This window comes from Streptomyces chrestomyceticus JCM 4735 (genome assembly GCF_003865135.1).
Classification (GTDB): domain Bacteria; phylum Actinomycetota; class Actinomycetes; order Streptomycetales; family Streptomycetaceae; genus Streptomyces; species Streptomyces chrestomyceticus.
Genome location: NZ_BHZC01000001.1, coordinates 3936605 through 3955271 on the forward strand (window position 1 = coordinate 3936605; position 18667 = coordinate 3955271).

An 18667-nucleotide genomic window follows, 5' to 3' on the forward strand; every position below is an offset into this window, starting at 1 on the left:
GCGCCCCGCCGCATCGGCGCAGCCTACCCCGTTCGAGCGATGGCACGCCGAGCCGGAACGGCCACAGGATCGCTACAGAAACCTGCGGCGGGCGCCCTTCCGAAGCCTTCAGGAGGCGTACTGCGGCGGCCCGGGGCGCGCCGGAGCGCCAGGTCGCGCGTTCGGACGGCGCGCGCCCGCTCGTGCCCCGCCGGGGCTCACCCCGCGCGCCGGCTCGCCTTCGAGCGGGACCGCTTCTCGACGTACATCCGCTGGTCGGCGGATTGCAGGACCTCCTCGGCGGACATCCCGCAGGCCGCCCACCCGATGCCGAAGCTCGCGCCCACCCGTACGCCACGCCCGTCCACCCGAATGGGCGGGATGATGCCGTTGCGCAGCCGGACCGCGAGGTCCTGCGCGTCGGCCTTGCCCAGGCCGTCCGCGAGCACCACGAACTCGTCGCCGCCGAGCCGGGCGACCGTGTCGCCGTCCCGCACCCCGTTGGTCAGCCGCCGGGCCACCTCGATGAGCACCGCGTCACCCGTGTGGTGCCCGAACCGGTCGTTGATCGACTTGAAGCCGTCCAGGTCGCAGAAGAGCACCGCGAGGCCCTTGGCGCCGTCGTCCTCCGGCCCGTCCGACGGCGCGATGACGTGGACATGGTGGTCGTACGGTCCGGACGGCCCCGCTCCGGGCCGTCGGCGGCGTCGTACCCGTCGAAGACCTCGGGGCCGTCCGAGCCGAAGCCGTGCGCCTCCTGGAAGGCGGCGACCGACGCGGCGGAGGCGGCCGAGGCGTACGCGTCCGCGTCCGAGCCGGGCGGGCGCGAACACAGCCGGGCACCGAGCCGGGCGCGCAGCTCGGCGCTGTTGGGCAGCCCGGTCAGCGCGTCGTGGCTGGCGCGGTGCGCGAGCTGGAGTTCGTGGCGCTTGCGCTCCTCGATGTCCTCGACGTGGGTGAGCAGGAAGCGCGGGCCGTCGGCGGTGTCGGCGACGACGGAGTTGCGCAGCGAGACCCACACGTACGTGCCGTCCCGGCGGGCGAGCCGCAGCTCGGCGCGCCCGCCCTCGGCGGAGGTGCGCAGCAGGGTGCCGATGTCCTCGGGGTGGACGAGGTCGGAGAAGGAGTAGCGGCGCATCGCGGAGGCCGGGCGGCCCAGCAGGCGGCACAGCGCGTCATTCGTACGGTGGAGCCGGCCGTGCTGGTCACCGCCCATCTCGGCGATGGCCATGCCGCTGGGCGCGTACTCGAACGCCTGCCGGAAGCTTTCCTCACTGGCGCGCAGGGCCTGCTGCTCGCGCTCCAGGCGGACCAGCGCGCGCTGCATGTTGGCGCGCAGCCGGGCGTTACTGATCGCGATGGCGGACTGGAACGCGTACATCTGGAGCGCTTCCTGACCCCACGCGCCAGGACGGCGGCCGTTGCGCGGCTTGTCGACGGAGAGCACGCCGAGCAGCTCGCCCCCGCCGTTCGCGGCCGTGTACATGGGCGCGAAGAGGCGGTCCATCGGGTGCCACTCGTCGGGGAAGCGCGGCTCGGGCCCGGCGGCGTGCCACTGCGGCACATCGTCGTCGTCCAGCACCCAGCCCTCGGTGTGCGGGATGAAGCACAGACCGCCCCAGCGTTCGGCCATGTTCAGCCGGCGGTCCCACGAGGCGCGGGAGCCGACCCGGCCCGCCATGAGGGCCTCGGCACCGGCGCTGCCGGCGACCGCGGCCACCACGAGGTCACCGTCCGGCCGTACGAGGTTGACCGCGGCCAGCTCGTACCCGAGCCCCGTGATCACTCCGTCGGCGACGGTCTGCAGGGTGTCTGCAAGGCTGCGTGCGGTGTTCAGCTCGGCGACCACTTGGTGCAGCTGCCTCAGGGTCGCAAGACGGACGTATGGCTCCGACTCGGTCTCCATCGCTCGCTCTCCCCGAGACCTCGACAGCAACTCCAGGATTCTGTGTCGTCCGATTGCCACGGCCACTGAATCACAGTGAGCTGTTCACTCGGTACACAGGGTCAACAATTACTGGCTGCTGTGACTCAAGTCACAGAGCGTGGCGGTCGCTTGATGATCTTCAAATGGCTGCCGCTGGGGGCACTTCTACAATTCCTGAACGCAAATCCGGACGCAAAACACACTCGGCCGCCGGACCTAGGCCACGCCTGGTCCCCGGGCCCGATGCAAGCAGCCTACGACCCCCGTTAGCGTTCATGGCGTGTTCACGAAAACCTCCGCCGCCACGCCCGGCGATCACCCCGCGGCGCCCGCCACGCCACTCTCCGCGCCCGGTGAAGGGTCGATCCCCCATCCTGGAGGGGTGAGTGACGACGAGTTCCGCGCCGCCCTGTCCCGGCTCGCCGCCGGGGTCGTACTGATCACCGCGCACGATCCGGACGACGGACCGCGCGGCGAGGACGTGGGCATGACCGCCACGGCGTTCATGTCGGTGTCGCTCGAACCGCCCTTGGTGATGGTGAGCGTTCGCAACAACTCCCGCATGGACGACCTGCTGGAGCGCCAGCCCCTTTGGGCTATTTCGGTGCTGTCGCAGGGACAGCGGCACATTGCGGGCCGGTTCGCCATGAAGAACCGCATCAGCGACCGACTGCTCTTCGAGGACATTCCTACGGAACGGGGCGAACAGGCCGGAGCCCCGCTGATCGGCGGCGCCCTGGCCCACCTGGAATGCCGTACCGAACAGCGGGTCGTGGCCGGCGATCACACCCTGGTCATCGGGCGCGTGCTGGCGGCAGACGCAGGCGGGGACGACAAGGGGCCGCTCACCTACTTCCGGGGGAAGTACCGGCACTTGGGATGAGGGGCAGAGGGCGCGCACGTAGGGGAGTATGTCCGCTGGCCGACGCGGGCTGGAGCGCGGAGGTGCAGGGCACGCGCATAGGGGGATTTCCCCTGGCCGACGCGGGCTGGAACGCGGAGGTGCAGAAGGCGCGTGCGTAGGGGAGCATTTCTGCCGGCCGACGCGGGCTGGAGCGCGGAGGTGCAGAGGGCGCGCGCGTGGTGGGGAGTGTTCAGCCCCAGTCGCGGCCGGAGCGGCCGCGCTTGACGTCGCCGCGCTGCTTCTTCTCCCGCAGCCGGCGTTCGTTGATCCCGCGCGGTATCCGACTCTTGCGCCGGGGCTTGGGCGGTGGCGCGGTGACCTCGGCGAGGAGCGAGGCGAGCCGTACGGCGGCGGTCTCCCGGTTGCGCCACTGGGAACGGTGCTCGGAGGCCCGTACGGACACCACTCCGCCGTTCAGCAGCCGGCCGCGCTCGGCGAGCCGCTGGAGCGCCCGTTCCTTCCACACCTCGGGCAGCGCGTCGGTGGCCGCGACGTCGAAACGCAACTCCACCTGACTGTCCGACGTGTTGACGTGCTGCCCGCCGGGCCCCGAGGAACGCGTGAAACGCCACACCAGCTCGGCCTCCGGAAGAGCGACCGAACCGCGGATGACATAGGGCCCTGACATGCCCCCATGATCCCGCGTCCACCCGCTCCCGTCACCTTCTTTTGCCGCATCCACCCGGCCGCCCGCCTTCGCCCGTGCCCTCTCCCCGCCCCCCGGCATCAGGAATTGGCAAAGAAAGTAAAGGGAGCTGGAACCCGACGGTCCCTTAGTGGCGTTGTGCAGGGTGACGGTAGCTTCGTCCGCAGTACGGAGCCCGACGATTCGACGAGGAAAGGGACATCCCCATGGCTGTAAGCCTGTCCAAGGGCGGCAACGTCTCGCTCACCAAGGAGGCACCGGGCCTGACCGCCGTCACGGTCGGCCTCGGCTGGGACGTCCGCACCACCACCGGCACGGACTTCGACCTCGACGCGAGCGCCATCGCGGTCAACACGAGCGGCAAGGTCTACTCGGACCAGCACTTCGTCTTCTTCAACAACAAGGTCACGCCGGACCAGTCCATCGAGCACACCGGTGACAACGTCACCGGTGAGGGCGAGGGCGACGACGAGCAGATCAAGGTCAACCTGGCCGCCCTCCCGGCGGACATCGACAAGATCGTCTTCCCGGTCTCGATCTACGACGCCGAGAACCGCAGCCAGAACTTCGGCCAGGTGCGCAACGCCTTCATCCGCATCGTCAACCAGGCCGGCGGCGCCGAGATCGCCCGCTACGACCTGAGCGAGGACGCGGCCACCGAGACCGCCATGGTCTTCGGCGAGCTCTACCGCAACGGCGCCGAGTGGAAGTTCCGCGCCGTCGGCCAGGGCTACGCCTCCGGCCTGGTCGGCATCGCAAAGGACTTCGGCGTCAACGTCTGACCCAGAGCCTTCGTTTCCGACGCCGCCCGCCCCTGACGGGCTTGCGCCTCGGACAGCTTCACACCGCGCCCCGCCAGGATTTCGGTCTTGGTGGGGTGTGGTGTTTGGGGTGGGGTGCGGTGCTTGGGGTGAGGTTTTTTGTGGGCGCGGGGCTTGGGGCATGGGGGCGTCGCTTGGGGCGGGGCGAAGGTTGCCGTGACGGACGGTAGACCGTCGTGCCATCCGGCCTTGACGGGTATGGGGTTACTCCCGGCCCTTGGGGGGCTACCGCCCCCCTGAGTGGGTGGTCCCCGCACGGCGAGGCTGGTCCCGACACTCATAACACTCTGGCGTTGCGCTCGCGGTGGTCCACGCACGTCGGGTCGGCCCCTGATGCCACGGCGGTCGGCTTGTCCTGCGGTGTGGCGTGGGGCGGTGGTTCTGCGCGCCTGGGCGGGAGTTGGTGGGCCCGGGCGACGGGCGGGCCCACGCCGTGAACGCGACTGGACGGGTGTGAACGGGTGAGGCGGGCTCTGGTGGTGGACCAGAACCGGTTGGCGGCCGAGGGACCACGGCAGTGGCCACCGACCACTTGCCCACCACTTGCCTGCTTACTCTCGCCTCCTCGCCCTATCGTCCCCTCCCCCTCTGCCCCACCCCCTCGCCCTCTCCCCCGCCCTTCGAAGCCGTGGACGTGGCCGTGGGCCGGCCGCATCGTGGACGCGGACGTGACCGCAAACGTGAGCCTGAGCGTGTGGATTGCTCACGGCTGCGGCGATGAGGTGTCGCCAGGGCCACCACCGAGCGCGATCCAGGAGGACGAGCCGTGCCGGTCGGGCCGAAACGGCCCGACCGGCCCCGGCCCGACCGGCCCCGGACTGGCCGGACCCGGACTGGCCGGGCCTGGCCCACCCCGGCGAGGCCGCGACCACCTACCGCGAGCCCTCACCGCCGCGCTGCCAATCCGCCAATCCGCCGCCCGTCGGCCTCCCCCTTACAGCTCGTCCAGATCGACCGCCTCCGCCATGGCGCGGTATCCCGCGTCGCTCGGGTGCAGGTGGTCGCCGACGTCATAGGCAGGGGCCAGGCGGTCCTGGTCGGCCGGGTCGGCCAGGGCCCGGTCCAGGTCCACGACCTCGTCGTACTCGCCGGAGGTACGTATCCACTCGTTGAGCCCGTCCCGCTTGGCCTCGCCCCGCTCGGAGTAGTACGCGGCGCCCTTGAACGGCGTCACCGTCGCTCCGATCACCTTCACTCCCGCCGCGTGAGCCTGGCGGATCAGTGAGCGGTGCCCCTCGATGAGCTGGGCGAGCGACACGTCCGGGGCCGGGCCGCCGGGCCAGTCCGGCCAGGCGCTGGCGCCGATGTCGTTGATCCCCTCCAGGACGATGACCGTGCCCACGTTCGGCTCGCCGAGTACGTCGTGCCGGAAACGGGCCACGCCCTTCTCACCGGCCCACGTCGAGTCCGCGGTGACCCGGTTCCCGCTGATGCCCTGGTTGAGCACGCTGCGCGGGTGCCCGATGGCCGCGAAGCGCTCCGCCAGCACGTCCGGATAGCGGCGGTTCGCGTCCACGGTCGCGCCGAAGCCGTCGGTGATGGAGTCGCCGAAGGTCACCACCGCGCCACGGCGGGCGTCGTCCTTACCGCCGGTGACCTCCACCCCCGACAGGTAGTACCAGGACTGCGACTGCTCGGTGAAGGCCGCGCCCCCGGTGTCCGCACGGTGGTCACCCGCCGCGCGGTAGGTCGTGGCAAGGGCCGACTGGTGGTAGGTGGCCGGCCCGGTGGGCCCGGCCAGGTACAGCGTCACGGTCAGGGACTCCAGCGCCTTGACCTTCATCGGCAGCCCGTCGCTGCGCACCTCGCCGCCCGCGGGCACGGTCACCGACTGCTGCCGCCCGAAGAGCAACTGCCGTACGGTCCCGTCCTGCACCGCCGCCCCCTTACCCGTACGGGCGATGGTCGCGCCGGTTATGGTCAGCGGCGTACGGCCGTATCGGTTGGACAGCTCGATACGGGCCTGGGTGCCACCCGTACTCACCCGGACCACCTGCCGGACCGTCTGGTCGGTGAAGCCCTGCGTCGACCAGTTCGGATTCAGCGCGTTCGGTGCCTGCACGGAGGTCGCCCAGCCGCCCCGCCATCGCTGCCCGCTGCTGTGATCACGGTAGCCACCGCTGCCGTGGCCGCCGCTCTGAGCCCCCGCGGCCCCCGCCACAGGCGTCGCCGCGGCCACCGCGGCCGCATCCCGCTCCGTGCCGAGCACCGGAAGTGCCGCCAGTACCGCGGCGGCGAACAGTGCGACGCCCGACCGTCTGGTCATGGAACCCGTCATGATCCATCCCCACCCTCTGCTTCGTTGCCTCGTTGGTCCGCTGTCCGTCCGTGGTTCTGCCCGCGCGCCTGTCCGTATCCGCGGGCCTGTCCGCAGGCCTGTCCGTGTCCGCGGGCCTCCGCGTTGATTCGTTGTCTGACTGCTTGACTGCTTGCCTGCTTGGTTGTTTGGCCGCCTGGCTGCTTGGCCGCTTCGTCGCTCTTTCACAGGCAGGACTGCCGCTCCCGCCCGCCCTCGTCTCCGCCCGCTCTTCCCCCGTCCGTCCGCCTGCGCCCGTCCCGCCTCCATCCACTACGCCGACCGCGACGGCGCGGACGAACGTACGAGCGTGACACCATCAGGAACGTGATCGACCTCGGCTACTCCCTTTCCCGCCGTTTCCCGGACCCCCCGCAGACGGACTACCGCACCGCTGACGTGCGGGCCCTGCGCCACGACCTCTTCTGCGGCGATGTCTACCTGGCCGACACCAAGGAGGACCGCGAGGTCCAGACCTCCTGGGGCTGGGTGCCGGTGCTGGACTTCGCCTGGGCCCTGTGCGACATCGTCGAGCGGATCGACCGTGATCCCCTCGGCAACCGCGCCGCACAGCCGCAGTTCGCGGAGCTGGATTTCACCGAATCGGCGGACCGGATGTACTTCGAGCGCCGCTTCGGCTGGGTGGACGTCGACGCCGACTGGATGCCGGCCGACGAAGCTCCGCTCACCTTCCAGCACTCCGCCCTGCGCCGCGAGGCCCGTGACTTCCTGCACGACCTGATCGCCGACCTCACCGACCTGCACGACGGGCTCGGTGACAACCCGGCCGTATGGGACCTCCAGGCCCGCTTCCCCCGCGTCTGAACGTTCGCCCCCGCGCGCCTCGGTCACTCCGCTCGCGCGCTCCGGTTGCCCATCCCACTCCGCAGTCCCCTCCCCGGCCGGTCCGCCGCGCCTCCGGCGTCCGGACCACTCCCCGTAATGCACTCCCCATGACTTACTCCCCGCCGCACACCCCGCTCACTCCACCCGCACCCCTATCTCCGCCGCGAAGGCCGGCGCCAGGTCCATCAGCTGTGCCGAACTGATCACCGCGCCCGCCAGCCGGTCGACCCCCCGGGCGATGTCCAGCCGGGCCACCCCGCGCAGGTCCACATCGCGCATCCGTACGGCGCTGAAGTCCACCCGGGACAGCGTGCAGTCGTCGAAGCTCACCCGTTCAAGCTCCGCGCCGGCGAAGTCCGCCTCCACCAGGACACATCCCTCGAAGGCGACGTCCTTCAGCTTCGCCTTGCGCAGGTTCAGGAAGTCGATCTTCCCGCCGCGCACCACCACCCGCTCCAGCACCGCCGCGTGCATCTGGACGCCGCCGAGCCGGGCGTCCAGGACCTCGACATCCCTCAGCGACGCCTGTGACAGGTCCGTCCCCACCCCGCGCACTCCGTCCAGCACGCTGTCGATGAACCGCGCCCTGCTCAGGACCGTCTCGTCCAGCGCGCACCGCCGCAGCGCACAGTCCATGAACCGGGCCCCGCGCGCCGGCTGCCCCATCAGGTCGGCGTCCGCGAACTCCAGCCCGTCGTAGTCGCCCTCGGTCTCCAACTCGGTGTCCGTGTACGCCTTCAGCTCCGGCAACCGCACCGTCGGCCGCCGCGCCTCCCGCACCAAACCCCCTCCCCGTCCCGCCGCCCTCTCTGCCCCGGCCGCCCCGTCCCGCCGTCACGCTCCCTCATGCCCGTCCACCGCCTTCTCGCTCTTCCGTCCCGAACCCACCCGCACGACCAACTGACCCCATCGTGACCCACCCCACTGACAATTCCCTGAACCAGCCATCTGACCAGCGAAAACATCACTCGACCCGCACGGGCCCACGCCCTCTCGCGACAGCTCGCGACGACCCATCCCGACTCACTCCAACTCACGTCGGCCCACGTCCGCCCACGCGTCCGCGGTTTTCACGATCCGGCCTTGACCTCAACCAAAGTTGAGGAAACAGAGTGAGGGCGGACGAAACGTTCAACCGCCCCGCCGGTTCGCCCGGCGGCCGGCCACCGCCCTCATCAGGAGACCCCATGCACGCGATCCGGCTGCACACCTTCGGCCCCGCCGAGAACCTCACGTATGAGCAGGTCGAAGACCCGAGCCCGGGCCCCGGCCAGGTGCGGATCGCCGTGGCAGCGGCCGGCGTCCACCTGCTCGACACCTTCATCCGCGAGGGCCTCACCGGCGGCCCCGCCCCGCTCCCCGACCTGCCGACCGTCCCCGGCCGAGAGGTCGCCGGCACGGTGGAGGCCCTCGGCGAGGGCACGGACCCCGTGTGGCTGGGCCGCCGGGTCGTCGCCCACCTGGGCATGAACCCTGGCGGCTACGCCGAGAAGGCCGTCGTCCACGCCGAAAAGCTCCACGACATCCCCGAAAACCTGGACGAGGCCCAGGCCGTAGCCATGATCGGCACCGGCCGCACCACCATGGGCATCCTGCTCTTCGCCGACCTCGCAGCCGACGACGTCGTGATCGTCACGGCGGCGGCCGGCGGCATCGGCTCGCTGCTCGTCCAGTACGCGAAGAACGCCGGCGCGACCGTCATCGGCCTCGCCGGCGGCCCGGTCAAGGCCGAACGCGTACGGAAGCTGGGGGCCGACCTCGCCGTGGACTACAAGGAAGCCGACTGGCCCGCCGAGGTACGCGCCTTCCTGGACGGGCGGGACGCCCCCGGCGCCACCCTCCTCTTCGACTCCGTGGGCGGCGCACCGGGCCGCGCCGCCGTGGACCTGCTCGCCCGCGGCGGACGTCACCTCGTCTTCGGCTGGTCCTCGGGCGGGCCGCTGACCGGCGGACCGCTGGAGTTCGCCGAAGGCGAGCTGGCCGAACGCGGCATCACCTCGGAGTACGTACTCGGCCCGGCGATGATGGCCAAGGCGGGCGGCGACCAGCCGATGCGCACTCTGGAGACCGCGTCCCTCGCCGAGGCGGTAGCCGGCCGTCTCGTACCGGACGTGCAGCGTTTCCCCCTGGCCGAGGCGGCGGCCGCGCACCGCGCCCTGGAGAACCGCGGCACGATGGGCAAGGTCGTCCTGATCCCGTAGCCCCGGGGCCCGGGGCCCCGAAGCCCGTAGCCCGGGGGCCGCGCCCCGGGACCCGTAGGGCTACGCCCTCACCCCACCCCCCCAACGCCTGATCACTCGCATTCAGCCACCGCCCGCCCGTCTCCGTGCACGTCACGATGTCCCCGATCCGCACGCCGAAGCGTCCAGGAAGGTAGATCCCCGGCTCGATCGAGAAGCACATCCCCGGGACCAGCGGCAGATGTTCGCCCTCGACCAGGTACGGCGGCTCGCGAGTGAGGGCGCCGATCCCCCGGCCCGTACGCTGGGTGAAGTACTCGCCGTAGCCCGCCGCCTTGACGACCCGCCGGGCCGCCGATCGATCTCCTGGCACGCCGCACCCGGTCGGACCGCCTCGAAGGTGACCTTGACCGCACGCAGCATCGGCAGCGCCTCCGTCACCGCGAGGTACGAGATCCCCGGCGCGGCGCGCTGCAAAGCCAGCAGGTCATCGGGCCCACGTCATGTCCGAATCGCCGTAACGCCCCTCCTGGCCGAGCCATTTCGCGAGCAGACCATACGGGCCCGCGCCTTCCGCCCAAGCAGCCACCGACAGCACGCCCGCCCCTGCGGCCTGCTCCGCGACGGCCTCCTCGTCCGCCGGTACCAGCAGCCGCGGCTGCCCCTGCGCGCTGACGACCAGCGCGGTCATCAGCCCCCTGAAGCGCGCCGGCGTGTAGCCGCACAACCACACCATCAACGGACCAGGCTTCACAATCATCCCCGCCAGCCCCGCGTCCTCCGCGGCGCGGGCTGCCCGCGTCAACCGCCGTCCGTAGTCCTCGGCCCTCAATGAAGTCGCCATGGCGCGAAAACCCACGCCGCTACGCGCGAGCCCACCCCCGTCCGGCACGCCACAGAAGAGCCGCAGCCGGTGCCCTGACCCCGAACCGCCTCCTACGCGCCGCACCCGACCGAGCCGGGCACGAGATATCGGGTGCGGGACCATGCAGTCTGCCTACCGTCGCAGGCGTAAGAGAAGGAGACCGGAGTGCTGGAACGGCTGAACGAGGCCCTGGATCACATCGAGGCGCACATTCGCCGCCGGGTCGAGGTGACCGAGCTGGCCAGAATCGCCGTCACGTCGGAATACCACTTCCGCCGTATGTTCTCCGCGCTCGCCGGGATGCCGCTGTCGGAATACATCCGCCGCCGGCGGCTCACGGTCGCTGGGGCCGAAGTGCTCGCCGGGGACCGGACACTGCTGGACATCGCGGTGCGGTACGGATACGGCTCGGGCGAAGCGTTCGCGCGGGCTTTCCGGGCCGTACACGGTGTGGGCCCCGGCGAAGCCCGGCGGTACGGTGCTCCGCTGCACGCGCAGCCCCGGATGTCCTTCCGACTCGTCGTCGAAGGAAGCAGCAGTATGCGATACCGAATCGTGGAGAAGGAACAGTTCCACGTCGTAGGCAAGAAGGCGCGCGTCCCGCTCGTACATCAAGGGGTGAACCCGGCCATCGCGGAATTTATCCGGAGTATCGGCCAGGAGACGACGGAACGGATCACCGCGCTCTCCGACCAGCGGCCGGAAGGCCTCGTGGCCGTGTGCGACGACCTCGACCCGAGCCGCGCGGAGGGCACCGAACTCGACTACTACCACGGCGTGGTGACCCGGGCGGACGCGCCGGACGACGACCTGGACACGCTGGTCGTCCCGCCGGGCACCTGGGCGGTATTCGAGAACGCCGGCCCTTTCCCCGAGGCGCTGCAGATCCTTTGGCGCGACGTGTTCACGCAGTGGTTCCCGTCCAACCCGTACCAGAGCAGGCCGGGCCCCGAAATCCTCCGCACCCGCCTCTCCGACGACGGAACCCAGGCGGACGCGGCACTGTGGATTCCTGTGGAACGCGTAGCCGTTTCCGACTGACGCGCCTCACCCGTCTTCCGACTGACGTCGTCCGTCTCCCGACCTGCGCGGCCCACCCGGCCACATCTTCCTATACGTCGACGGCGATGGGGTCAGTGCTAGAGCCTGTCTGACAAATGATCACCTGGCCGTTTCGCGGAGCCAGAGAATCAGGGAGGCTAGAGCCTGTCTGACAATTCCCGTCCAATCAGCGAGGTTCGGCTGAGTTGGCAATCGGGAGGTGCGCCGACCGTCCGGCGGGGATTACCGGGCAGGGCCTACGAACGGCGGGCCAGCAGATGGGCGTCGAGGAAGCCCCTTTCGGAGGCTGGATCGTGGAGCAACCGGGCGAAGGGAACGAGCTCGGCGTCGGCCAGCAGTTCGGCCAGGCGATCCGCCGGCCAGCTGTAGGCAGGCGCCACCTTGTGGTCGAAGCGGACCGGTTCTTGTTCGTCGGTCCCGAAGAAGGAGACCAGGAGCAGGCCATCCGGCGCCAGGACGCGTGCCTGCTCGGCGAGCAGCTCCGGCAGTTCTCCCGGAGGGGTGTGGATCATCGAGTAGTGGGCCAGTACGCCGCCGAGCGCGGCGTCCTCGATCGGCAGGGACTCCATCCGCGCCTCCTGGAAGCGCAGCGCCGGATGGGCCTGCCGGGCGTGGTCGATCATGCCGGGGGCGAGGTCGAGTCCGAAGGCGTCCAGGCCCAGTTCGTGCAGCATGGCTGTCAGATGTCCGGGACCGCACCCGACGTCCGCTGCCCGCGGGTTGCCCGTCGCGCGCACCAGTTCGGCGAAGGTGCCGATCATGGTCCGGGAGAAAGGCTGTGTCTCCAGCCGGTTTGCGAACAGCGATGCGTACAGCTCGACGACTCCGTCGTAGGCCGTCCTGGTCTCGTCCTGGTGATTCACCACGGGCAGGACTCTATAGCCGGTCTGATAATTGATCTTGTGGTAGGTCGAGGTGAGTTGACGGATGCGGCATGGGGGCGGATAGAGCCCCTTTTGCCCCAGGTGGACGGACGGGGCCGTCCGTGGCGTGATCACCGGCAGGTGGTCCACGGCGTGCTGTGGCGGCTACGGACCGGGGCTCCTTGGCGCGACCTGCCCGAGCGGTATGGGCCGTGGCAGACCGTCTACGAGCGGTTCGCCCGCTGGGAGGCCGATGGCACGTGGGCGAAGCTGCTGGAGCATGTCCAGGTCCATGATGACGCGGGGGGCCGGGTGGAGTGGATCGTCGCCGTTGACTCCACGATCAACCGGGCCCACCAGCACGCCGCGGGCGCCCGTAAAAGGGGGACGCAGACAGGGACGAACTGGAAGATCCGGGCCGCTCGCAGGCGCATCAGGCACTCGGTCGGTCCCGGGGCGGGCTGACCACCAAGGTCCATCTCGCCGTCGACGGCCGGGGACTGCCGCTGTCGATCGTGCTCACACCCGGAAACGTCAACGACGCCACCGCGTTCGCCGACGTCCTCGACGGGGTCCGCACCCCGCGCGTCGGCACGGGCCGCCCGCGCACGACACCGGACCGTGTGCTGGGTGACAAGGCCTACTCCAGCAGGGCCATCCGTCATCTGCTGAGGCGTCGGGGCATCGCCGCCACGATCCCCGAGCGCCGCGACCAGGTGGCCAACCGTCGACGCAGGGGGCGCTTCGGTGGCCGGCCACCCGCCTTTGACAGGGAGATCTATCGCGACCGCAACGTGGTCGAACGATGCTTCGCTCGCCTCAAGCAGTTCCGTGCGATCGCAACTAGGTTCGACAAGCTCGCGGACCGCTACCGCGCGGGAGTCGTCCTAGCCTCCCTGATTCTCTGGCTCCGCGAAACGGCCAGGTGATCATTTGTCAGAAAGGCTCTAGGTGTGTTGTCTCGGGACGTTGGTGACAGGCGACGCGCCGTGCGTGGTGCTTGAACGAGGTGAGGGCCTTCTGGCTCGGTGTGGATTGCGACATCTACCGCCGAGTGCAGGAGACCCTCGTGATCCACCGTAACGCTCCACTGACCCCGACCGGCCGCCTGCGGCTGGCCCGGTGCGTCGTCGAGGAGGGCTGGCCGTTGCGCCGGGCGGCCGAACGGTTCCAGGTCAGCCACACCACAGCGGCCCGCTGGGCCGGCCGCTACCAACGCCACGGTCACGCAGGCATGGAAGACCGCTCCAGCAGGCCCCACCACCAGCCGCACCGCACACCCGCAGCGGTGGAGAACGAAGTCGTCCGCCTGCGACGCGAGCACCGGATCGGCCCACTGCGACTGGCCGTCCGCGCCGGAGTCGCCCCCTCAACCGCCCACCGCGTCCTCAGCCGGCACGGTCTGCCGCCGCTGGCCGCCACCGACCGGGCCACCGGCGAGCCGGTCCGCCGCTACGAACGACAGCGGCCCGGCGAACTGCTCCACGTCGACGTCAAAAAACTCGGCCGCATCCCCGACGGCGGCGGCCACAGAGCTCTCGGCCGGGCCGCCGGCCGCAAGAACCGCGCCGGCGCCGGGCTCGCCTACCTGCACACCGCCCTGGACGACCACACCCGCCTCGCCTACACCGAAGACCTGCCCGACGAGAAGGCAGATACCTGCGCGGGCTTCCTCACCCGGGCCACGGCCTGGTTCGCCGCCCGGGGCATCACCGTCGAACGCGTCCTGACCGACAACGCCTGGGCCTATTCCCAGAACACCTGGCGCCGCACCTGCCGCGAGCTGGACCTCCAGCCGCGCTGGACCAAGCCCTGGCGCCCGCAGACCAACGGCAAGGTCGAACGCTTCCACCGCACCCTGCTCGACGAATGGGCCTACCACCGGCCCTACACCTCAGACACCGAACGCCAGGCCGCCTTCGCCGACTGGCTGGACTGGTACAACTACCACCGACCCCACACCGGCATCGGCGGCCACACCCCAGCCAGCCGCGTCACCAACCTCTGCGAACAACACATCTAGGGCCGACGCCGGAGTCGGGAGCGCCCGTGGAGCTGTTGCTGTGCACTGCCGAGAGGAAGTAGGCCGCAGCCACCGGATTCTCGGCAAAGGGCGGCTCCATCCGGGCAGCCCTGATGAGCAGCCCTATGGGGGACTCCCGCTTGTACAGCAGGACCTCCTCGGCTTCCCGGGAAGGCATCGGCGACGGCAGGTGGGCTATGCCGTCATCGGTGAGCCACTTACTGATTTCGGCGGCCCGGCCGATGCTGAGGCGGCCCCATTCGCCGTTGTACTGCTCCCGCAGCCAGCCCATGGACACGGCCGCCACCCCATTGCCGTTGTCCAGTTCCCACCAGACGGCTTCCCGGTCCCGGTCCCGCATAGTCCCCTCACCCTGATGTAACGGATGACGGGATTGTCGCATCAGCGCCTCCCGGAGCTGGACGGGGGGCGGAGCCGACCGGAGCCGACCGGGGCCGCCCGGGCCCGTACGCGCCGCTCGTTAGCGAAGCGTTAGTCACGCGACGGGAAAAAATAAGGGGTGGCCGACAGTCTTGTTCTCACCAACCGACGTCGAACGGGGAGAAAAATGTCGCACCTCACCACACTGGGTCACGTCCGCAAGGCTGCCGCCGCCGCGGTCATCGCCGCCGCCGCATTCGGCCTCACCGCCTGCGGTCAGGGGGGCGACACCAAGGCCGCGCCTTCGTCGACGACGGCCACGTCCGCGTCCTCTTCGTCCGCACCCTCTTCGTCCACCTCCGAGAGCGGCCGGCAGGCGTCCGCCGCCTCGACCAAGACCACGCAGAAGACCTCCCACGGCGCGTCGTCGAGCGCCTCCAAGGGGACGGACGAGCGCTGCACGAACAAGTTCAACTACGCAGACGACCCGAGGTCCAACGCCGAAATCAACAGCATCGGCGCGGAAACCGGCCACTGCCCGACGCCCAAGAAGAAGAACGCCACGCCCCCCGGCACCCCCAAGAAGCCCGGCGTCAGCTGCACGAACCAGATCAACTACGCGGGCGACCCCCGGTCCAACGCCGAGATCAACACCATCGGCGACAAGACCGGTTACTGCCCGCCGATCAAGCGCTAGTGGGTTCTTGCGGTGCCTCCCCCGTCCCCAGCAGGGCGTGTTCATCCCTGCTGGGGCACTCGTCGCAGATGACGACACGAAAGACGAATACCGGGGCGTCCACGGTCGCAGTCTGGAACACCGATCCCCATCACCTAATGGACGACCCGGCTGCGGCCCCGCACCTCACCCCCGGGCTCCACGGCAGACCTAACGTAAACATGGCAAGGTCGTCGTAAACTCCAGCGACCTCAACTCCGCCCCCCGTGTACTCAATTCGGACCAACGCCGAACGGGCCACTCACACGCCCGGGACACCTTCCCCGAGCCGGGTGACGTCTTCGTGGATGTGAGCGGAAGGCTTCAGCCGAAGGGCGTCGCGGGTGCCTTGCCATCAGCGTGTGTCTCACCGGGCGAGGATTCCGATGGGGAGGACGCAGGCGAGCTCGGTGAGGTGGGCTGAAGGTTTGCCTCAGGCAACGTGGGGTCCGGCTCGTCGAACGTCACGCTGTTCAGCAGCACCACGATGTCCGAGCAGTACGCGTCCCAATGACCCTCGCGCGGCGTCGTGAGGTTGAAGGAAACGACACACTGCTCCTGGCCCTCCACCCCCTCCGGCACCGGAAGGTGCACCTGCATTTCCGCCATCGGCAGGTCCAGCTCTTCCCCGATGCGGAGGTTTCGGCGGGGATGTGGAAGCCGTTCAGGCCCGTCAGCACCGCCGCAGGTCCGACCGGGGTGTCGAATACCGTCCCGACCCAGGAATCTCCTCGCGCGGCGACCAGAGCGCGCACCATGCCGTCCGCCGCGATTGCCGCATCCCCGAAGGCGAAGGGCGTCACCGTGACAAGCAACGTGCCGAGGGACAGTTCACCTTCGTAGGCACGCAGGCAGGTTCCGGCGTACAGCGTCCCGGACTCTTCGAGTGCCTGCGACACTTTCTGCAGGTTGCTCACCAGGTTCTCGTAGGCTGCGGGCCTCGCTTCGAGAGCTTCCCGTGACACGCGCGTGATCAGTTCCTGTCGCGCTTCTTCGGCAGTCATCCCTAGGGGAATTTCCGTGAAGCCCGCAGGTGCGGTGCATTCCAACTCTAGCTACCCACCTGATCGTTGTGCGGCCCTGCGGGAGGGGGAGGAGGGGAAAGAGGCGAGACAGGGAACTGAGCTGCCTGCTGGCGGCGGTAACGCTCAAGCAGCCGCAAGTTCTCTTGATGCCAACGCCTCGTGTATCGCGGACCGAGGGCGGCTACGGCCAGGCACAGAAGGCCGACAAATCAAGAGCCCACCGCGACCGGCGCTGTCTCGCGTACGGCCCACGCCAGCGCGAAGAACCCTGTGGCGAAGACGCAGCTCACGCTGATCAACTGAGCCGGGTGGCACCCCTCATAGGCTTTGACCTGCCTCTGCGCACGCGCAGCGCGCTCCGGGTGGATCAGCGGCAGGTCGGTGACCGCAGAAAGACCGTGGGGTACAGCTCCTGGCCAAGGCTGAGCAACGGCGCTCCACGAGCCGGCCGCCTGCACGCGCGCCAGGGTTGCCTGGGCACGCTGCCGGGCCGCCGGACTATCGTCGCGAGTGAAGAGCAAACGACGCTGCCCTCGTCCGTAAGGCTCATCCGCGCCGAGCGCGTAGCCCAACTCCGAGCCGATCCAGGTAACCCGGTCAGCGCGCATCGCCCCGAACCCGGTGAAGACGACTTCGACAGTCGGGCGTCCGTCGAATCGTGCTGCTACCGCCGCCTCGTCCTTCATGTCTTCCCTCACCCGCCGTCAGTGGTGGCCTGGTCTTTCGCGCTGCCCTTCTTCCACGCGTTCTCCATGGCAACCAAAAGAGGGCCGCCGCCGGGAATTCCCATCTCCACGACCTGACGGCGGTTCGTCGGCTTGAAGTTCTCGAATACAGACGGATCACCGAACAGTCCGGCCCAGGAGTCGACCAGACCGAAGTTGGACGCTGCGTCTGCCGCACGGCTCTTGAAGATCGCGGCGCCCAGCTTTCCTCCGACGCGAACGGCGCCACCGAACGGGACCGTGCCCAGTGCGTCCTGCGCCAGCGTCCGGTTCGATACGACGTCTTCGCCGCCCGCCATACGAGCGGTGCCGTGCAGCACGAGCGCCCCTGCCGCGAAACCGGACGATGTGACCTCCAGCCCGGCGGCCAACGGCCCTAGGACGATCTCCGAGGGAGGGAAGACAAGGCCGAGAGCAGCGATGCCCACTCCGGCAGCGCCGAGTATGGCACTGACAGTCGACAGGACATCGCCGACGGCAGCGATGGCGTTGGCGTGGTTCTTCACCCAGTCCCAGGCTTGATGCGCCAGGAGGGAGCTGGCCTCGGCCAGTGACTTGATGGCGTCGCCGATCCGATCCAGCAACCCTGGTTCGTCGGGTGCTTCTTCCGAGGCTTTGCGTACGGCCTCGGCGATCTTCTCCGCTGCCTCATCATGCTGCTGCTTGAGGCGTTTGGCGTCCTCGATGAGAGTGTTGAGAGCGTTCCTGGCAGCATCAAGCTCTTTTACTGCCCGGTTCAACCGTTGCTCGGCGTTGTGCAGCTCTTCATCAGTGTCGAATGTCTGCCCCGCCAGCCCCAGATTCGGGTTCCCTTCCGCGTCCCGCACACGAGAACGGGCGGTTACCGCGCGGGCCTCCAGCTCTGCCGACCGGGACTTCATGCTGCTCAGCTTCGCGGACCACTCGTTCAACTGAAAGCCACAGTCGTAGAAGCTTTGCGTTGCAGAGTCGACCAGCTTCGGCAGTTCCTTCACCTGTGCGGAAAATGCGTCTGCGGCAACGCCCTTCCAAGCATCTCCGTCGCGGGTTATGGAGTTCAGCGTCTGCCACACCGAACTCAGGTTTCGGTGCGCCTCGAACGACTGATCCGTGAGTGCACGCACCGCCGAGAGACTGCCAGGGGTCGGATCGAAGCCGATGCCTGGGAACCCCGCAGCCTCGGAAGGTATCTTCCCGCCGCCACTCATGCGCCCCCTACCCGCCTACCCGAACACTCGGGATGTGGCACCGGATGTCGATTGCGGCGCCGAGGAGCCAGGGGAAGCCCCCTCAAGGCCCCTGGCGAACGCTTGCTGAATTCCCGTCTCGCAGGCTCGGTACGATTCTGCAGTGGCCTCCACCGAGCCACGTACGGAGTTCGCCAGTCCGGCGATCTGCCCGATTCCGTACTTCCACTTCGACTGAAAGTC

General features: G+C 69.4%; 16 protein-coding genes and 2 pseudogenes. 8 read left to right on the forward strand and 10 right to left on the reverse strand.

Annotation, left to right across the window (positions count from 1 at the left end; genetic code table 11):
- Positions 1-197: 197 nt before the first annotated feature.
- Positions 198-1885 (reverse strand): annotated as a pseudogene (gene cdgB, locus EJG53_RS16455) (diguanylate cyclase CdgB).
- Between the two features lie 301 nt (positions 1886-2186).
- Here cdgB and EJG53_RS16460 point away from each other — a divergent pair.
- A complete protein-coding gene (locus EJG53_RS16460) occupies positions 2187-2789 on the forward strand; it encodes a flavin reductase family protein (RefSeq protein ID WP_125045472.1) in 603 nt (200 codons plus the stop codon).
- Between the two features lie 211 nt (positions 2790-3000).
- Here EJG53_RS16460 and arfB read toward each other — a convergent pair whose 3' ends face one another.
- On the reverse strand, positions 3001-3438 hold the full coding sequence (gene arfB / locus EJG53_RS16465; protein ID WP_125045473.1) for an alternative ribosome rescue aminoacyl-tRNA hydrolase ArfB: 438 nt from the start codon (positions 3436-3438) through the stop codon (positions 3001-3003).
- A gap of 224 nt (positions 3439-3662) precedes the next feature.
- Between arfB and EJG53_RS16470 the strand changes: the two genes are divergently transcribed.
- On the forward strand, positions 3663-4238 hold the full coding sequence (locus EJG53_RS16470) for a TerD family protein (protein WP_030022317.1): 576 nt from the start codon (positions 3663-3665) through the stop codon (positions 4236-4238).
- A 973-nt stretch (positions 4239-5211) separates the two neighbouring features.
- Here EJG53_RS16470 and EJG53_RS16475 read toward each other — a convergent pair.
- Positions 5212-6543 carry an SGNH/GDSL hydrolase family protein gene (locus EJG53_RS16475; protein WP_125045474.1) on the reverse strand — a complete coding sequence of 444 codons (1332 nt, stop codon included), beginning with the start codon at positions 6541-6543 and terminating at the stop codon, positions 5212-5214.
- Between the two features lie 357 nt (positions 6544-6900).
- On the opposite strand from EJG53_RS16475, the gene EJG53_RS16480 reads away from it, so the two are divergent.
- Positions 6901-7398 carry a hypothetical protein gene (locus tag EJG53_RS16480; protein ID WP_031004826.1) on the forward strand — a complete coding sequence of 166 codons (498 nt, stop codon included), beginning with the start codon at positions 6901-6903 and terminating at the stop codon, positions 7396-7398.
- A gap of 156 nt (positions 7399-7554) precedes the next feature.
- Here the strand turns inward: EJG53_RS16480 and EJG53_RS16485 are convergent, their stop codons facing one another.
- The gene (locus tag EJG53_RS16485; protein ID WP_125045475.1) at positions 7555-8199 is read right to left on the reverse strand and encodes a pentapeptide repeat-containing protein; all 645 of its coding nucleotides are present in this window, start codon (positions 8197-8199) and stop codon (positions 7555-7557) included.
- A 407-nt stretch (positions 8200-8606) separates the two neighbouring features.
- On the opposite strand from EJG53_RS16485, the gene EJG53_RS16490 reads away from it, so the two are divergent.
- Positions 8607-9620: a zinc-binding dehydrogenase gene (locus EJG53_RS16490; RefSeq protein ID WP_125045476.1), complete on the forward strand. Its 1014-nt coding sequence runs from the start codon at positions 8607-8609 to the stop codon at positions 9618-9620.
- A gap of 82 nt (positions 9621-9702) precedes the next feature.
- On the opposite strand, the pseudogene EJG53_RS16495 reads toward EJG53_RS16490, so the two are convergent.
- Positions 9703-10443, reverse strand: a pseudogene (locus tag EJG53_RS16495) (M24 family metallopeptidase); the annotation flags it as partial.
- Between the two features lie 186 nt (positions 10444-10629).
- On the opposite strand from EJG53_RS16495, the gene EJG53_RS16500 reads away from it, so the two are divergent.
- Positions 10630-11505, forward strand: a complete 876-nt coding sequence (locus tag EJG53_RS16500) for an AraC family transcriptional regulator (RefSeq protein ID WP_125045477.1) — start codon at positions 10630-10632, stop codon at positions 11503-11505.
- A 257-nt stretch (positions 11506-11762) separates the two neighbouring features.
- On the opposite strand, the gene EJG53_RS16505 is transcribed toward EJG53_RS16500, so the two are convergent.
- Complete coding sequence (locus EJG53_RS16505) at positions 11763-12392, reverse strand: class I SAM-dependent methyltransferase (RefSeq protein ID WP_125045478.1); 630 nt, start codon at positions 12390-12392, stop codon at positions 11763-11765.
- 36 nt (positions 12393-12428) lie between these two features.
- Here EJG53_RS16505 and EJG53_RS16510 point away from each other — a divergent pair.
- Positions 12429-13318 (forward strand): IS5 family transposase gene (locus EJG53_RS16510; protein ID WP_174856555.1). Its coding sequence is split into 2 segments (ribosomal slippage): positions 12429-12786 and positions 12786-13318, totalling 891 coding nucleotides; the frame shifts between segments, so codons are not numbered across the junction.
- Positions 13319-13458: 140 nt separating this feature from the next.
- Positions 13459-14412 carry an IS481 family transposase gene (locus tag EJG53_RS16515; protein WP_125045479.1) on the forward strand — a complete coding sequence of 318 codons (954 nt, stop codon included), beginning with the start codon at positions 13459-13461 and terminating at the stop codon, positions 14410-14412.
- On the opposite strand, the gene EJG53_RS16520 is transcribed toward EJG53_RS16515, so the two are convergent.
- Positions 14384-14773 (reverse strand): hypothetical protein, encoded by a 390-nt coding sequence (locus EJG53_RS16520; RefSeq protein WP_125045480.1) that lies wholly within the window; start codon positions 14771-14773, stop codon positions 14384-14386. The genes EJG53_RS16515 and EJG53_RS16520 overlap by 29 nt on opposite strands.
- Before the next feature lie 207 nt (positions 14774-14980).
- Between EJG53_RS16520 and EJG53_RS16525 the strand changes: the two genes are divergently transcribed.
- Positions 14981-15490: a hypothetical protein gene (locus EJG53_RS16525; protein WP_125045481.1), complete on the forward strand. Its 510-nt coding sequence runs from the start codon at positions 14981-14983 to the stop codon at positions 15488-15490.
- A 342-nt stretch (positions 15491-15832) separates the two neighbouring features.
- Here the strand turns inward: EJG53_RS16525 and EJG53_RS16530 are convergent, their stop codons facing one another.
- The 3 genes from EJG53_RS16530 to EJG53_RS16540 all read right to left on the reverse strand — a co-directional run bounded on the left by EJG53_RS16530 (position 15833) and on the right by EJG53_RS16540 (position 18361).
- Positions 15833-16117, reverse strand: a complete 285-nt coding sequence (locus EJG53_RS16530; RefSeq protein ID WP_125045482.1) for a hypothetical protein — start codon at positions 16115-16117, stop codon at positions 15833-15835.
- 625 nt (positions 16118-16742) lie between these two features.
- A complete protein-coding gene (locus EJG53_RS16535; RefSeq protein WP_125045483.1) occupies positions 16743-17219 on the reverse strand; it encodes a hypothetical protein in 477 nt (158 codons plus the stop codon).
- 8 nt (positions 17220-17227) lie between these two features.
- Complete coding sequence (locus EJG53_RS16540) at positions 17228-18361, reverse strand: putative T7SS-secreted protein (protein WP_125045484.1); 1134 nt, start codon at positions 18359-18361, stop codon at positions 17228-17230.
- Between the last annotated feature and the right edge of the window lie 306 nt (positions 18362-18667).

Coding starts and splice junctions, on each gene's coding strand:
- arfB (WP_125045473.1), bottom strand. CDS start 3,438: ATGTCAGGGCCCTATGTCATCCGCGGTTCGGTCGCTCTTCCGGAGGCC.
- EJG53_RS16470 (WP_030022317.1), top strand. CDS start 3,663: ATGGCTGTAAGCCTGTCCAAGGGCGGCAACGTCTCGCTCACCAAGGAG.
- EJG53_RS16475 (WP_125045474.1), bottom strand. CDS start 6,543: ATGACCAGACGGTCGGGCGTCGCACTGTTCGCCGCCGCGGTACTGGCG.
- EJG53_RS16490 (WP_125045476.1), top strand. CDS start 8,607: ATGCACGCGATCCGGCTGCACACCTTCGGCCCCGCCGAGAACCTCACG.
- EJG53_RS16520 (WP_125045480.1), bottom strand. CDS start 14,773: ATGCGGGACCGGGACCGGGAAGCCGTCTGGTGGGAACTGGACAACGGC.
- EJG53_RS16525 (WP_125045481.1), top strand. CDS start 14,981: ATGTCGCACCTCACCACACTGGGTCACGTCCGCAAGGCTGCCGCCGCC.
- EJG53_RS16530 (WP_125045482.1), bottom strand. CDS start 16,117: ATGGCGGAAATGCAGGTGCACCTTCCGGTGCCGGAGGGGGTGGAGGGC.
- EJG53_RS16535 (WP_125045483.1), bottom strand. CDS start 17,219: ATGAAGGACGAGGCGGCGGTAGCAGCACGATTCGACGGACGCCCGACT.